The following is a 15131-nucleotide window of genomic DNA, read 5'->3' as shown; positions in this document are numbered from 1 at the left end:
CTGCGCTGGACGTGCGGGGGGAAGCATGGCGTTGCAGTTCCGCGTGCTCGGGACACTCGAGGTCACCAACGACGGGGACAGAGTGGCGCTGCCGAGTACCAGGCATCAGCGGGTGGTGGCGGCCTTGCTGCTGACGCCCAACTCGGTGGTGCCGCTGTCGAAGCTGGTCGAGGCGGTCTGGGACGACGAGCCGCCGGCAACCGCGGTCAAGCAGGTGCAGAACTGCGTGTCGGTGCTGCGGGAGCGCCTGGGTGGCAGCGGTAGGAGTGGCGGTCACGTCATCGTCACCGAGGGGCCCGGATACCGGATGGCGGTCACCGAGGAGCAGTTGGACCTGCTGCGGTTCACCCGCGGTCTCTCCGACGCCCGGCAGCTCGCCGCGGAGTGCCGGCTCCCGGACGCCGTTCGGGAGGCCCGCGCGGCACTGGGGCTCTGGGGCGGCGCCGTACTCGACGGCCTGTGCGTCTCCGTGCTGGCGAACCGCGTCACGTTGCTGAACGAGCAACGGCTCGGCGCCATCGAGCAGTGCGTCGAGTGGCAACTCGCGCTGGGGCAGCACCACGACGTCTCCGCCGAACTGATGGAGCTGGTCGCGGAGCACCCGCTGCGCGAGAAGCTGCACGCGCAGCTCATGCTCGCGTTGCACCGCGGCGGACGGCAGGCCGACGCGCTGAACGTCTTCCATCAGCTGCGCACGCGCCTCGTCGACGAGCTCGGCATCGATCCCGGCAGCGAGGTGCTCCAGCTGCACGAACGCATCCTCGCCGGTGAGCCGCAGCCGCCCCGGAGCGAGCCGGGGCCACCGGCGGCCGAGGCGGGTGGCGCCCCGAAGAAGCCCTTCGCGGGCCCGCGCGACGACCGTCTCGACAGGGCGGTCGGCGAACTGGCGTCGGCGATCTCCCGCCAGTGGACGGTCGAGGTCGAGATGCGGTCGCTCAACCGGCCCGAACCGGTTCCGGTGAGGTGGTCGGGCACGGGACGACAGGTGGCGGCGGTCGCATCCGCCGTGCTGGGTGACGGGCCGGACGGCGCCCGGCCCGATCGCCTGACCCTGTGCGGCGGCCTCGGTGATGTGGTCGCGCAGTTCCGGCAGATCCCCGCGCGACAGATGGTGGTGTTGGGGGAGCCCGGCGCCGGCAAGTCGGTGCTCGCCATCCTGTTCACCCTGGGGCTGCTCGCCGATCCGCTGCCCGGCGAGCCGATCCCGGTGCTGCTGCCCCTGGCGTCGTGGAACCCCCACCGCGAGCATCTGCACCGATGGCTCGCCCGCAGGCTCGTCGAGGAGTACCCGGCTCTGGCGAACCGGTCCGCCTACGGTCCGGACGCCGCCACGCGGCTCGTTCTCGAGGGCCGGATCATCCCGGTGCTCGACGGCCTCGACGAGACGCCTCCCGCGTTGCACGCCGCGGCGATCGACGCACTCGACCGGGCGGTGGCGGGCGGGCGACCACTCGTGGTGACGTGTCGCAGCACCGATTACGAGTTCGCCGTGAACCAGGCGGGATCGATGCTGGCCAGCGCGGCCGTCGTCGAGATCGAACCGGTGGTCGTCGAGGACGCCATCGCGTTCCTCACCGCGCGCAGGAGGCTCGGTGAGACCCGCTGGCAGCCCCTCGTGGACCACCTGCGCCAGCACCCGGACGGTCCGCCGGCACAGGCACTCCGCACCCCATTGATGGTCGACCTGGCGAGAACCGCCTACGCGCATCCCGGTTCGAACCCGGCCGATCTCTGCGACCCCACCCGGTTCCCCGACAGAGGCGCGATCGAAGGCCACCTCCTGGACGCCTACCTGCCGGCCGTCTACCGGCAAGCGCCTGCCCCGCCCGCGCAGCACCGCAGCCCGGCGTCCGGGCGCAGCTACGACCCGCGGCAGGCCGAGCGGTGGCTCACGTTCCTCGCCCAGCACGTGCACCGGCTGCCTGCCCGCAACCTCGCATGGTGGCGGCTCGACCGGTCGGTTCCGCGCTTGGTCAGCAGCCTGTACCTCGGTCTGCCGCCTGCCGTGCTGTTCGCTCTCAGCGGCTGGCTCGCCGGCGGCCCCCTGGTCGGGACGATCTACGGCCTGTCGTTCGTACTGGCCGGCTGCCTGGCGCACGCCGTCGGACGACGGCCCGGGCCGATGCACGTCGAGTTCCGGATGCGGGGCACCGGCGGCAGATTTCTGCGCAGGTTCGTGATCGGCGTCGTGATCGCGGTGTGCCTGGGGCTCGGCTGGTCGTTGTCGCCCGGGGTGATCGGCCTACTCGCTGTGGTCTTCGGGCTGTCCATCGGGGTGCACGTCTGGCTGGGTACCCCGGTCGACGTGCGGGGGGTGTCGAGCCCGGCCAGCGTGTTGCGGAACGACCGGGCGGCCGCCGCGTGGTTCGCGCTGTCCTTGACGGTGTCGCTCGGCCTCTTCTACGCGATGGCCTTCGCCTTCTCCCGTGAGACCCGGTTTCTCGGGGTACTGGACGGCCGCTTCGACCTCGCACTCGTGCTCGCCGGTGGGGTGGCGGCCGCGCTGCTCGGCCACTTCCTGATGAGGATGGTCGGGAGCGTGATCTACGGACTCGCGGGTGCCGCGATCGGCGGTCTGGTCTTTCGGTCCGCGCCGGACCCGGCCACGGCCTTCGCGGTCGGCCTCGTCTTCGGTCTGGCGGTCGGTCTCACGGTGTGCCTCGCCCGGGCCTGGGGTGCCTCTGTCGTCACGCGCGCCTGGCTGGCTGCACGGGGCAGCACCCCGTTGCGGCTCATGCGCTTCCTTGACGACGCCCACCGCCGCGGTGTGTTGCGACAGGTGGGAGCCGTGTACCAGTTCCGCCACGCCCGTCTGGAGGAACGTCTTGCTGCACGCGCGCCGCAGAGTTCCGGGAGGGGCGCCTCGCCCTCACGGCCACGACGAGTGCGACGGCGGGCGCAGGCCACTGATCGGGTACTGGAAGTAGCAGGTCCTGAGCAGCGAGGAAACATGCCTGTAACGCGACGTTCCTAGGCTCGACGCCCATGGACCGCCAGCAGGAGTTCGTGCTCCGCACACTCGAGGAACGCGACATCCGCTTCGTGCGCCTCTGGTTCACCGACGTGCTCGGCTATCTCAAGTCGGTGGCCGTGGCTCCGGCGGAGCTCGAGGGGGCGTTCGCGGAGGGCATCGGCTTCGACGGGTCCGCCATCGAGGGCTTCGCACGGGTGTACGAGTCGGACATGGTCGCGCGACCCGACCCCTCCACGTTCCAGGTGCTGCCGTGGGAGAGCCAGTCCGGCGAGCACTACTCGGCCCGGATGTTCTGCGACATCGCGATGCCCGATGGCTCCCCGTCGTGGGCCGACCCGCGGCACGTGCTGCGACGGGCCCTGAGCAAGGCGGGCGAGGCCGGCTTCACCTGCTACGTCCACCCCGAGATCGAGTTCTACCTGTTGCGTGACCTGCCCGACGACGGGTCGCCGCCTCAGCCCGCCGACTCCGGCGGGTACTTCGACCAGGCCAGCCACGACATCGCCCCGCACTTCCGGCGCAACGCCATCGAGACGCTGGAGTCGATGGGCATCTCCGTGGAGTTCAGCCACCACGAGGGTGGCCCCGGGCAGCAGGAGATCGACCTCCGCTACGCCGACGCGCTCACGATGGCCGACAACATCATGACGTTCCGGTACGTCGTGAAGGAGGTCGCGATCATGCAGGGCGTGCGGGCGTCCTTCATGCCCAAGCCCTTCTCCGCGCACGCCGGCTCGGCGATGCACACGCACTTCTCGCTCTTCGAGGGCGACCGCAACGCCTTCCACGACCCGAACAACCCGTTCGAGCTCTCCGAGACGGGCAAGGCGTTCGTGGCGGGTGTGCTCCGGCACGCCCGGGAGATGAGCGCTGTCACCAACCAGTGGGTCAACTCCTACAAGCGCCTGATCACCGGCGGCGAGGCGCCCACGGCGGTGTCGTGGGGCCATGCCAACCGCTCCGCGCTGGTGCGGGTGCCGATGTACTCCCCGGGCAAGGCGTCCACGCGCCGCGTGGAGATCCGCACGCTCGACAGCGCCTGCAACCCCTACCTGTCGTTCGCGGTGATCCTCGGCGCCGGGCTCACCGGCGTGCAGAAGGGTTACGAGCTCCCGCCGCCCACCGAGGACGACGTCTGGTCGCTCACCGAGACCGAGCGTCGGGCGATGGGCTATGAGTCGCTGCCGCAGAACCTCACCGAGGCGCTCGTGGCCATGGAGCACTCGGAGTTGGTCGCGGAGATCCTCGGCGAGCACGTGTTCGACTTCTTCCTGCGCAACAAGCGGGCGGAGTGGGACGGCTACCGGCGCCAGGTCACCCCCTACGAGCTGCGTACCTACCTGCCCGTCCTCTGACCGCAAACCAGTCGCCGGACTGGCCGGAGGCAAGGCAGGGTCTGCGCGCATGGATCTTGTTGTCCACAACGACGTGCAGGCGTTCGCCCGCCCGGCCCTTCCGCTGCTCTGGTCCGACCCGGTCCGGCACACAACCGAGATCAGCGTGCTCGACGCGCTGTGCCGCGGTCAGGAGCGTGCGGCGGCGCTGCTGACGGTGCACGACGCCGGTGAGGTCGTGGGGGCGGCGCTGCGCACCCCCGGCCGGCCCGTTCTCGTCTCGGCGCTGCAGCCCGGGCACGCGGCGGCCGTCGACGATGCGTTGGCCGCCGACCCGGATCTGCCCGGGGTGAGCGGGCCCACCGGCGTGGCCGAGGCGTTCGCTGTTGCGCACGTCGCTCGCACGGGGGCGAGGGTGCTGGTGGAGCAGCGCACGCGGCTGTTCACCCTCGACGAGCTCGTGCCCCCGACAGGAGTGCCCGGCGCGGCCCGGCGTGCGAACGCGGGTGACCTCGACCTGCTCGCAGACTGGCGCTTCGCCTTCCACGAGGCCGACCGGGGCGCGTGGACGAGCGCGCTCTCGCCCCGGGAACTCGCGGCCCGCTCGCTGCGGCTGGGCACGGGCGAACTGCTCTGGGAGGTCGACGGCATCCCCGTCGCGCAGGCGTCGGCGCGCGCGGTCACGGCGGGGATGTCGCGGATCGGGCCCGTGTACACCCCGCCCGAGCGCCGCGGCCGCGGATATGCCGCGGCGGTGACGGCCGCAGCGTCCCGGTGGGCGCTTCACGAGGGCGCCGAACACGTGCTGCTGTTCACCGACCTCGCCAACCCGACGACGAACCGGCTCTACCCACGCATCGGCTATCGCCCACTGCACGACGCACTGGAGCTTCGCTTCGAGCGATGATCGGGACGGCCCGGCAGCGCCACCGAACCGATGGCGAACTCGACCTCCACTGCGGCCTCCCGCTACGGCAGGATCGTGCTCCGTGACGCGTACCGGTACCTCGCTCGCCCGGCTCGGGCTGACCGAGTCGTGGGCGGAGGCCACGCTCGACGAGCTCGGCTGGTGGGTCGGCGACAGGCCGGCCGACGGCGCCGAGGAGGTCATGTGGGCGCTCGCCCGCAGCCCCGACCCCGACCTGGCTCTGCGCGCCGTGGAGCGGCTCGCGCACGCCGCGTCCGACCGGAACGAGTTCGACGCGGCACTGCGCTCCGACCCCGGCCTGCGCGGGAGGCTGTTCGCGCTCCTCGGCAGCTCCTCCGCCCTCGGCGACCACCTCGTCACCCACCCCGACCGTTGGCACCGGCTGGTCACCGACGCGCCCGACCACGACGACGACGCGCGTGGTGCGATCCTCCGCGCCGTCGGGGCCGACCCGGCCGCCCCACCCGCGGGCTCGCCGGGCGGGTCGGCCGCAACGCTCACCGGGTCGGAGGCGATCGCCGCCCTGCGCGTCGCTTACCGCGACGAGCTGCTCCTCCTGGCCGCCGCTGATCTCGCGGCCGTCGGGGAGCCCGATCTCCCGGTGCTCGCCCTGGAGGACGTCGCGGCACGGCTCGCCGACCTCGCTGCCGCCGCGCTGCAGGCCGCGCTGGCCGTCGCCGTCGCGGAGGCGGGGGACGAGCCGGGCCGGCTGGCGATCATCGCGATGGGGAAGACCGGCGGCCACGAGCTGAACTACGTCAGCGACGTCGACGTGGTGTTCGTGGCGGAGCCCGCCGACCAGACGCAGACCAGGCTCGCGAGCCGGGTGATGCGGATCGCGGGGGAGGCCTGCTTCCAGGTCGACGCGAACCTGCGTCCCGAGGGCCGCCAGGGTGCGCTCGTCCGGACCCTCGACGGGCATGTGTCGTACTACAAACGATGGGCCAAGACCTGGGAGTTCCAGGCGCTGCTGAAGGCGCGGCCCGTCGCGGGTGACCCCGAGCTGGGAGCGGCGTACGCCGAGGCGGTGGCGCCGATGGTGTGGAACGCCGCAGGCCGCGACGACTTCGTCGCCGATGTGCAGGCCATGCGCCGCCGCGTGGAGGAGCACATCCGTCCCGACCACGCGGAACGTGAGCTCAAGTTGGGTCCCGGCGGCCTGCGCGACGTCGAGTTCGCCGTGCAGCTGCTGCAGCTCGTGCACGGGCGCACCGACGAGGCGCTGCGTTCCCCGTCCACCCTGGAGGCTCTGGCCGCCCTCGCCGACGGCGGATACGTCGGGCGCGACGACGGCGCGAACCTGGCGGCGTCCTACCGGTTCCTCCGCCTGCTCGAACACCGGCTGCAGCTGCAGCGGATGCGCCGCACCCACCTGCTCCCGTCCCAGAACGACACCCACGGGCTGCGCTGGCTTGCCCGCGCTGCGCGGCTGCGTCCCGACGGGCGCCACGACGTCGTCGGCGTGCTCGTGGCGGAGTGGACGCGCAACTCGCGGCGCGTCCGCAGGCTCCACGAGAAGCTGTTCTACCGGCCGCTGCTGACCGCGGTCTCCCGGCTGTCGCCCGACTCCGCGCGGTTGTCGGAGGAGGCGGCGGCGGCCCGGCTCGGCGCGCTGGGCTGGGCCTCGCCGGAGGGCGCGCTAGGCCACCTGCGGGCGCTGACCTCGGGTGTGTCGCGTGCTGCGTCCATCCAGCAGACTCTGCTGCCGGTGCTGCTCGACGAGCTCGCGCGCAGCCCCGACCCCGACCGCGGCCTCCTGGCCTACCGCCGGGTGTCCGAGGCGCTCGCGACCACGCCGTGGTACCTGCGGCTCCTGCGCGACGAGGGGCTCGTGGCGGAACGGCTGATGCGGCTGCTCGGCACGTCCGCGCTGGTCCCGGACCTGCTGGTGCGTGCGCCGGAGGTCCTGCGCCTCCTCGCCGCGCCAACGGCAGGACATGCCGACGAACTGGCCCGCGACCCGGCCGAGGTAGCCGGATCACTGCGCGCCACCGTCGCACGGCAGCAGGATCCGGACAGCGCCGCGGCCACGGCGCGCTCGATGCGGCGGCACGAGATACTGCGCGTGGCATGCGGTGACCTGCTCGGCGTGCTCGATGTCGAGCAGGTGTGCACGGCGCTCACCTCGGTGTGGGTGGCCGTGCTGCAGGCCACGCTGGAGTCCGTGGAGCGGGCGATCGGCCACGAGGCGCCGCCCGCCCGGCTCGCGGTGATCGGGATGGGCCGGCTCGGCGGCGCGGAACTGGGCTACGCGAGCGACGCCGACGTGATGTTCGTGTGCGAGCCCGTCGGCGAGGCGTCGGACCACGAGGCGGTGCGCTACTCCACCACCGTGGCCGAGACGGTCCGCAGGCGCCTCGCCGCTCCGAGCCCCGACCCCGCACTCGTGGTCGACGCCGACCTGCGCCCGGAGGGGCGCTCCGGCCCGCTCGTGCGGACCATCGGGTCCTTCCGTGAGTACTACTCCCGCTGGTCGCAGGCCTGGGAGGCGCAGGCCTTGCTCCGGGCCACCGTCGTTGCAGGCGATGCCGACCTGGGCAGGCGGTTCCTGCACATGATCGACCCGATCCGGTACCCCGCCGTCGGGATCGACGCGGCCACCGTCACCGAGATCCGCCGGATCAAGGCACGCGTCGACGACGAGCGGCTCCCCCGCGGGGCCGACCGCAGCACGCACACGAAGCTCGGCCACGGCGGTCTCGCCGACGTCGAGTGGACCGTGCAGCTGCTGCAGATGCAGCACGCGGGCGACATCCCGGAACTGCGGACGACCTCCACCCTGGAGGGCCTGCGGGAGGCGCGTGAGGCGGGGCTGCTCACGGCCGAGGACGCAGCGGAGCTCACCGCGGGCTGGACGATGGCGACCCGGGCACGCAACGCCGTGATGCTGGTGAAGGGCAAGCCGGGCGACCAACTGCCCCGGTCGGGGCGGGAGCTGGCGGCCGTGGCCGCTGCCATGGGCTATCCGCCGGACGGCGACCCCGGTGTCTTCCTCGACGACTACCGCCGCACCACCCGGCGGGCCCGTGCCGTCGTGGAGCGCGTGTTCTACGGCTGGTAGCCCGTCGAGGCGACTGAGCGGATGAGGACGAGCGATCCGTCGCGGCAGGCTGCGCGCAGCGGTGCTCGTGGCCCATCAGCCCTCTGTGCCGAGCTCGGTGGTGGTGGCGACGGCCTCGGGGGCCTGGTAGACGTTCGCGCCCGAGCGGGCTTGATAGACGGTGCGGATGTCGGTGAACGCGTAGACGCTCCAGATCCCGTTCGCAGAGCCCAGCCCGCTGGACTTCACGCCCTGGAACGGAGCCGTCGAACCGATCGGGCCGTGGGTGTTGACCCAGACGGTGCCGGCCTCGAGCTGGGTGGCGACGGCCGCGGCGCGCAGAGGGTCGTTCGACCAGACCGACGCGCCGAGCCCGAAGTTCGTCGCGTTGGCCTTCCGTACGGCCTCCGCGACGTCGCTGTAGGGCAGCACCGGCAGCGCCGGGCCGAACTGTTCCTCCTCGATGATCCGAGCGTCGTCGGCGAGGTCGGTGAGCACGGTGGGCTCGAAGAACAGACCTGGGCCGTCCGGTGCGGTGCCCCCGGCGGCGACCGTGGCGCCCCCGTCGACCGCCTCGGCGACGAGCTCGCGGACCCGCTCGTACTGCGGCCGGTTGTTGATCGGACCCATCTCGACCGACGGCTCGGTGCCTCGCCCGACGCGGACGGCTCGCGCCCGCTCGGCGAGTGCCTCGACGATCTCCTCGTGCATCGACTCGGGGACGTAGAGCCGCTTGATGGCTTTGCAGATCTGCCCGGCGTTGCTGAACGTCGGCCAGAACAGCGACTCGGCCACGGTCGCCGGGTCGACATCGTCGAGCACGATCGCGGGGTCGTTGCCGCCCAGTTCCAGCAGAACGCGCTTGAGGTCGGCGGCGGCGGCGATGTTGACGCTGCGCCCGGCCGCTACGGACCCGGTGAACGAGATCGCCCGCGGGACGGGGTGCGAGGTCATGGCGCGGCCGAGGTCGTCACCGCCCGAGACGACGGTCAGGACACCGGGCGGCAGGTGGTCGCGAAGGATCTCGCCGAGGCGCAGGGTCGCCAGCGGGGTGAAGGGTGACGGCTTGACCACGACGGGGCAACCGGCCCGGAAGGCCGGCGCGATGGTGCCGATCGCCATGCCCAGCGGGAAGTTCCAGGGCTTGATCGCGGCCACGACACCGACGGGCCGCCGCTCGATCCGCACGAGCGCGCTCTCGTCGTTCTGGACGGTCTCGGTGGGCAGCTCGAGCGCAGCGTAGCGGCGGAAGCTGGAGGCGGCGCCACGCGCGGAGGCCACGGCCACGGTGAGCGGCATGCCCTGCTCGCGCGTGGTGAGCTCGCCGAGCTCCTCGGCGGCATGGTCGAGGGCGACTGCGCACGCCTCCATGGCTGCGCGGCGTTGTTCGAGGTCGGCGGCCCAGGCGGGGAATGCGTTCTGGGCCGCGGTCATTGCGTCGTCGAGCTGCTCGGGGGTGCAGTCCGGCACACGTCCGACGGGTTCTTCGGTGGCCGGGTCGACGACGGTCGACCAGGTGGTGGAGGTGGCGGCCGCACCGTTGATGGTCATCGTGAGGTCGAGCATGGCGGGCACCCCTCGGCGTTCGACTGCGGTGGACGTGCGTTCGGTGTGCGGGCACTCGTCCACCGGACGAACACGACGAAGCTAGCCAGCGGATCATGCTTGCGTCAACGGCGCCGGGTCCGTGTCTACGGTTTCACTGCGCTTCTACCACCGCATCTGCGGAACTAGGGGATCCCGTGACCGCCTCTCGGCTCGCACACCGCGGGGAGCCGCGGGGTGTTCCGACGAGGACGGGTCGAAACATGGTGATCGAGAGGGTGTATCCGAGTTAGCGTGCGGCCGTGCCTTCCGTGGAGACCCTCATCACCTTCGCGCTCGCCGGAATCGTGCTGGTGGTGATCCCCGGCCCCAGCGTGCTCTTCATCGTCGGCCGCGCGCTCGCCCACGGTCGGCGGGCCGCGTTCACCAGCGTCGCGGGCAACACGGTCGGAGCCTCGCTCGTGGTCGTCGCGGTGGCTCTCGGGTTCGGGGCGCTCGCCACGGAGTCTGCCGAGGTGTTCACCGTGCTCAAGCTGATGGGCGCGATCTATCTCGTGTACCTCGGCGTCCAGACGATCCGTTCGCGTGGATCCCTCGCGGCGGCCCTCGAGGGCACTGCGGGCCCGGCCGACCGGCGGCTGTTCTGGCAGGGCGTCGTGGTCGGCGTGACGAACCCGAAGGTGCTGATCTTCTTCGCCGCCGTCCTGCCGCAGTTCGTCGATTCCGGCGCCGGCAGTCCGACCTCGCAGATGCTGGTACTCGGCCTGCTGTTCGCATGCATCGCCGCCACGCTCGACAGCATGTGGGGGCTGGCCGCCGGTACGGCCCGCGCCTGGTTCGCCACCTCACCCGCCCGCCTGCGCCGCGTCGGCGGCGTCGGTGGCCTCATGATGATCGTGATGGGCGCCGGACTGGCTCTGACAGGCCGCAAGGACTGACCCCCGCGAGTCGCCGACGTTCCGGGAGACAGGCGACTCGCGGGGGTGGGTGCGTCACGGGTGGGCGCGGAGGGCGTCGATCAGCCACTCGAACGCGGGCACCGCCGGTGGCCTGGGCTCCCAGCCGTTGAGCGTTCCGAGCAGCCCCCAGTAGCGCTCCACCCGCCGGTCGGTGAAGGTGGCGGTCTTGTCGGCGAGATCGTCCCGGCCCGCCGCGTCGAGCTCCGGCGAGACGAGCCGGTGCAGGACGGCCTGGCCTTCCGCCGATCCCGGTGCGATGCCGGCCGCGACCGCCGCGCCTGCGTGCTCGATGACCGCCGCCGGATCGACCAGCGGATCGGCGGCACCCGGTTCGGATCCCGCGGTGGCCATCTCCCGTACCCGCGCGCGGAACGACGGGTCCGTGACGAGCTCGGCGAGCTCCACCCATGCCTCCACCTGCTCGGTGGTCGGCTCGTCGGGTAGCTGCGCAGGCATGATGCGCATGGCACCGGCGATGCCCGCGCCCGGGGCTTCGGGGTCGGTGCCGGCGAACGCGCTGTCGACGAACTCGTCGATCAGCTGCTGGCGTTCGGCGGCGGACAGTCGGGCGAGGTCGTTCATGAGAGTCACCTTTCTTTCGGAGGAGTCCCCGCGGGCGAGCAGCGTGCAGACGGCGCGTTGCGTCCGCAGGGTTCGGATCTGGCTGTCGATGGCCTGGACGTGCGCCGCGGCCACCTCCTCGACGCTGCGTCTGCGCTCGAGCACGAGCCGGACGTCGTCGAGACCGAGGCCGAGCTCGCGCAGCGTTCGCACGAGGTCCAGCCGCGCGACGGCACGGGCGTCGTAGCGGCGGTAGTTGCCGGTCGAGCGGTCCGTCTCGGGTAACACGCCCTCGTCCGACCAGAACCGGATGGTGCGGACCGGTACGCCCGAACGGCGGGCGAGCTGTCCGATCGTCAGCAGCGTCGTCTCGGTCATGCGGGCCATCGTCGGGTCTCCACTGGCTGGAAGGTCAACGTCTTTAACGGGCCGTCGCGGCGCCCGGTCCGTCACCGCTGCCAGACTCGAGGTGTGGGGGACAACGCGACCTCGGCGGTACAGACCGTCATCGACACCGTCAGCACACTCGTCACCGACCGGCCCGGAGTGCTGCTGGCGGCCGTTCTGGCGCTCGTCGCGGTCTCCTGGTCAGTGCTCTGGCGGTTGACGCGCACCGTGGTCACCATCGCCCACGAGGGTGGACACGCGCTCACGGCCGTCGTCGCCGGACGCGGCCTGACCGGCATCCGGCTGCATCCCGACACCTCCGGCCTGACGGTCTCCACGGGCGCCCGGCGGGGCCCCGGCCTGGTGTTCACGTTCCTCGGCGGTTACCCCGCGCCGTCGCTACTGGGCGTCGGTGGCGCCGTGCTGGTGGCCGCCGACCAGGCCTCGCTGATGCTGTGGATCGCGCTCGGCCTGCTCGCTGCCACCCTGATCCATATCCGGAACCTCTACGGTGCGGTCGCCGTGCTCGCCACGGGCGCCCTGGTCGCCGTGGTGGCCGGGTGGGGCGAGCCCCGCCTGCAGGACGGGTTCGCGGCCGCGCTGTGCTGGTTCCTGGTGTTCGGTGGGCTCCGTGCGGTGCGGGAGCTGCAGCGGGGCAGGCGCCGCGGATTGCACGGAAGTTCCGACGCCGACATGCTTGCCCGCTTGACGCCCTTTCCGGGTGGAATGTGGGCCGGTTTGTTCTGGTTGCTCGCAGGTGGGGCCGTGGTCGCCGCGGTCTGGGTACTGCTCTTCTGAGCACGCTGCGAGGAGACACGTTGAGGGACTGGAACAGCTGGAATCAGGGCATCATCGACGAGTTCCGGGCGAACGAGGGCCGTGTGGGCGGCCCGTTCGACGGCGCGCCGATGATCCTCATCCATCACATCGGCGCGAAGTCGGGCACGGAGCGGGTGGCGCCGCTGGTCTACTTCCCGCAGGACGACGGAACCCTGGTGATCATCGCGTCCAAGGGTGGGTCGCCGACCAACCCCGACTGGTACCACAACGTGAAGGCCAACCCGAAGTTCACCGTGGAGGTGGGAACCGAGACGTTCCCGGTGCATGCCGAGGAGGTCTCCGGGCCCGAGCGCGACGAGATCTGGTCGCGGGTGGTTGCCGAGCGCGCAGGCTTCGGGGAGTACCAGGCGAAGACGACGCGGCTGATCCCCGTCCTCCGGCTGACCAGGGCGTCCTGAGGCAAGATCAGGCCTGACCGTCGTCGACCCGGAGGATGCAGTGACCATCTCGCTCGAGCAGGCCCAGACCATCGTGCGCGCCGCGCTGGAGCACGGCACGGAACAGGGGTTCCAGCCGCTCACGGTGGCCGTTCTCGACACCGGGGGCGCGCTCGTCGCCCTCGGTCGCCAGGACGGTTCCGGATACCTTCGGCCGGACCTCGCCACCGCGAAGGCCTGGGGCATCCTCGGCATGGGGATCAACAACCGTGCGCTCGCCGCGCGCGCCGCGGACTCCCCGGACATCTACACCTCGCTCGTCGCGTTGTCGGGCGGCAAGATCGTCTCGGTGCCCGGCGGTGTCTTCATCCGTGACGCACAGGGCACGCTGCTCGGTGCCGTGGGTGTCAGCGGCGACGCGTCGCTCAACGACGAGGCCGCTGCCCTCGCGGGTATCGCGGCGGCCGGCCTCGTGTCCGAGACCGGAGCGGAGGGCTGAGCACCGGTCTTGCCGTCGGCCGAAGTCACGCGGGGGCGGGTCTCGCTCTCGCGCTGGTATCGGCGGTCACATTCGGTCTCTCGGGGCCGTTCGCCAAGGCGCTGACGGATGCGGGGTGGTCAGCCACCGGGGCGGCCTTCGTCCGGCTCGCCGGGGCGGCCGTCATCCTGCTCGTGATCCTCGCGGTCGTGCGGCCCGGCGTGATGGCCGCGGTGCGGGCCGACGGCGGCGCGCTCGTGCTGTACGGGCTGCTGGCCATGGCCGGTGTGCAGGTCGCGTTCTTCAACGCGTTGCTGTACCTGCCCGTGACGGTCGCGCTGCTGCTGGAGTACACCGGTCCGGTCTTCGTGATCCTGTGGGTGTGGCTGGTCCGCGGGCAGCCGCCGGGCCCGCGCACGGTGCTGGGCGCGGCCGTTGCCCTGCTCGGACTGACCCTGGTGGTGCAGGTCTGGAGCGGGATCGGACTTCGCTGGGAGGGGCTCGCCTGGGGTTTCGCTGCGGCGCTGTGCCAGGCGGCCTACTTCCTGTTGGCCGACCGCGCAGGCAACGAGACCCCGCCGCTGGTGCTCGCCGGGGTCGGGATGACCGTGGGTGCCGTCGTGGTGGGACTGCTCGGGCTCCTCGGGGTGCTGCCCGTGGTGGTCGACATCGGGGCCACCGGCGTGCTGCTGGCAGGCGTCGACGTCGGGTGGCCGGTCGCGGCCGGGCTCCTCGTCGTCGTCTCCTCCGTGATCGCCTACCTCACCGGGGTGGCCGCGATCGCCCGGATCGGTGCTTCCCGCGGTGCGCTGGTGGCGTTGCTGGAGGTGGTGGCGTCGGCTGTCGCGTCCTGGTTGCTGCTCGGCCAGGTGCCGACCGTCGTGCAGGCGTTGGGCGGCGTGCTGATCCTCACGGGGGTGGCGTTCACGAACACGGCCCGGCCCGTCGCGCTGGTCGAGCCGGAACCCGGCCTGCCGTAGGGATCAGCGCCGGCGGAGCAGCCGCTGCCACCACGGTGCCGGCCGTGGAGGACGAGCCGGAGCCACAGGATCGGCGGGACGAGCGCGGACGGGACGTACGGCGTGCCATTGGCGCACAGCCTCGTCCGCGTTCACCCGGCCGATCCGCACCCTGGGTCCCGACGGGGCGCGGAGGAACTCGACGATGCGCAGATTGAGCTCCGCAACCGCATCCCGTACCTCCTGCTCGGACGCCAAAGCGCGAAGCGTCTCCGGCAGCCGGTCGAGCTCCTTGCTCAGCTGGATCGACGGCGGCAGCAGCATCTCGCTCGTCAGCCCCTCCCGCTTCAGGTAGCCCTTCACCCACCACAGTTCGTCGTGCGGATCACCGATACCGGCCAGCGGCTTGCCCTTCCCCGGCAGGTTGTCGAAGTCGCCCCGCTCCTGAGCGAGCCGGATCTGCTTGTCCACCACCGACTCGTGACAGTGCGCTCCGGGATCCACCACAGCGCCACCTCCTCGAACAGCTCGTCGCCGCCCCGACCGTACCGCGGGAGATCGGCCTGCGACGCGGGTGAACCGCACTGTCGGGACTGGTCAGCGGCCCGCTTCTCGCGCGGCCGGAGTTTTCGTTTCTGACGAGTCGAGCTGAAGGCGCCACGACTGCGATCAGTCGCAGTAATCGAGCGCTCCTGGCCCGTTCCGAAGTCGTGCTGTCCGGATTCCGGGCCATATTTGGCGAGGCACTT

The 15131-nt window shown here is 71.8% G+C and carries 12 protein-coding genes; 9 read left to right on the top strand and 3 right to left on the bottom strand.

The features are described 5' to 3' along the window. Positions 1-25: 25 nt before the first annotated feature. From ABD743_RS01035 to ABD743_RS01020, 4 genes are all read left to right on the top strand, one after another. A complete protein-coding gene (locus ABD743_RS01035; protein WP_344717789.1) occupies positions 26-2974 on the top strand; it encodes a BTAD domain-containing putative transcriptional regulator in 2949 nt (982 codons plus the stop codon). An 11-nt stretch (positions 2975-2985) separates the two neighbouring features. Beyond that, positions 2986-4329, top strand: a complete 1344-nt coding sequence (glnA, locus tag ABD743_RS01030; RefSeq protein ID WP_344717788.1) for a type I glutamate--ammonia ligase — start codon at positions 2986-2988, stop codon at positions 4327-4329. A 49-nt stretch (positions 4330-4378) separates the two neighbouring features. Next, complete coding sequence (locus ABD743_RS01025; protein WP_344717786.1) at positions 4379-5215, top strand: GNAT family N-acetyltransferase; 837 nt, start codon at positions 4379-4381, stop codon at positions 5213-5215. 82 nt (positions 5216-5297) lie between these two features. Further along, entirely contained in the window at positions 5298-8297 is a 3000-nt protein-coding gene (locus ABD743_RS01020) for a bifunctional [glutamine synthetase] adenylyltransferase/[glutamine synthetase]-adenylyl-L-tyrosine phosphorylase (RefSeq protein ID WP_344717784.1), read from the top strand. Between the two features lie 75 nt (positions 8298-8372). Here the strand turns inward: ABD743_RS01020 and ABD743_RS01015 are convergent, their stop codons facing one another. After that, entirely contained in the window at positions 8373-9842 is a 1470-nt protein-coding gene (locus ABD743_RS01015) for an aldehyde dehydrogenase family protein (RefSeq protein ID WP_344717783.1), read from the bottom strand. Positions 9843-10123: 281 nt separating this feature from the next. Between ABD743_RS01015 and ABD743_RS01010 the strand changes: the two genes are divergently transcribed. Beyond that, positions 10124-10759, top strand: coding sequence for a LysE family translocator (locus tag ABD743_RS01010; RefSeq protein WP_344717782.1), 636 nt, complete (start codon positions 10124-10126; stop codon positions 10757-10759). Positions 10760-10813: 54 nt separating this feature from the next. Here ABD743_RS01010 and ABD743_RS01005 read toward each other — a convergent pair whose 3' ends face one another. Further along, positions 10814-11719 carry a helix-turn-helix domain-containing protein gene (locus ABD743_RS01005; RefSeq protein WP_344717781.1) on the bottom strand — a complete coding sequence of 302 codons (906 nt, stop codon included), beginning with the start codon at positions 11717-11719 and terminating at the stop codon, positions 10814-10816. Between the two features lie 93 nt (positions 11720-11812). Between ABD743_RS01005 and ABD743_RS01000 the strand changes: the two genes are divergently transcribed. The 4 genes from ABD743_RS01000 to ABD743_RS00985 are packed head-to-tail and all read left to right on the top strand — an operon-like array spanning position 11813 to position 14403. Next, positions 11813-12526, top strand: a complete 714-nt coding sequence (locus tag ABD743_RS01000; protein ID WP_344717779.1) for a M50 family metallopeptidase — start codon at positions 11813-11815, stop codon at positions 12524-12526. 20 nt (positions 12527-12546) lie between these two features. Further along, complete coding sequence (locus ABD743_RS00995; protein WP_344717776.1) at positions 12547-12966, top strand: nitroreductase family deazaflavin-dependent oxidoreductase; 420 nt, start codon at positions 12547-12549, stop codon at positions 12964-12966. Between the two features lie 40 nt (positions 12967-13006). Further along, positions 13007-13444 (top strand): GlcG/HbpS family heme-binding protein, encoded by a 438-nt coding sequence (locus ABD743_RS00990; protein ID WP_344717775.1) that lies wholly within the window; start codon positions 13007-13009, stop codon positions 13442-13444. Beyond that, entirely contained in the window at positions 13441-14403 is a 963-nt protein-coding gene (locus ABD743_RS00985; RefSeq protein WP_344718759.1) for an EamA family transporter, read from the top strand. Before ABD743_RS00990 ends, ABD743_RS00985 begins: the two co-directional genes overlap by 4 nt. 3 nt (positions 14404-14406) lie before the next feature. On the opposite strand, the gene ABD743_RS00980 is transcribed toward ABD743_RS00985, so the two are convergent. Further along, the gene (locus ABD743_RS00980; protein ID WP_344717773.1) at positions 14407-14889 is read right to left on the bottom strand and encodes a DnaJ family domain-containing protein; all 483 of its coding nucleotides are present in this window, start codon (positions 14887-14889) and stop codon (positions 14407-14409) included. Positions 14890-15131: the final 242 nt, after the last annotated feature.

The sequence above is a fragment of the Pseudonocardia yunnanensis genome (assembly GCF_039534065.1).
Classification (GTDB): domain Bacteria; phylum Actinomycetota; class Actinomycetes; order Mycobacteriales; family Pseudonocardiaceae; genus Pseudonocardia; species Pseudonocardia yunnanensis.
Note: the sequence above shows the minus strand (reverse complement) of the source record. Positions and strands in the feature narration are given on the sequence as shown.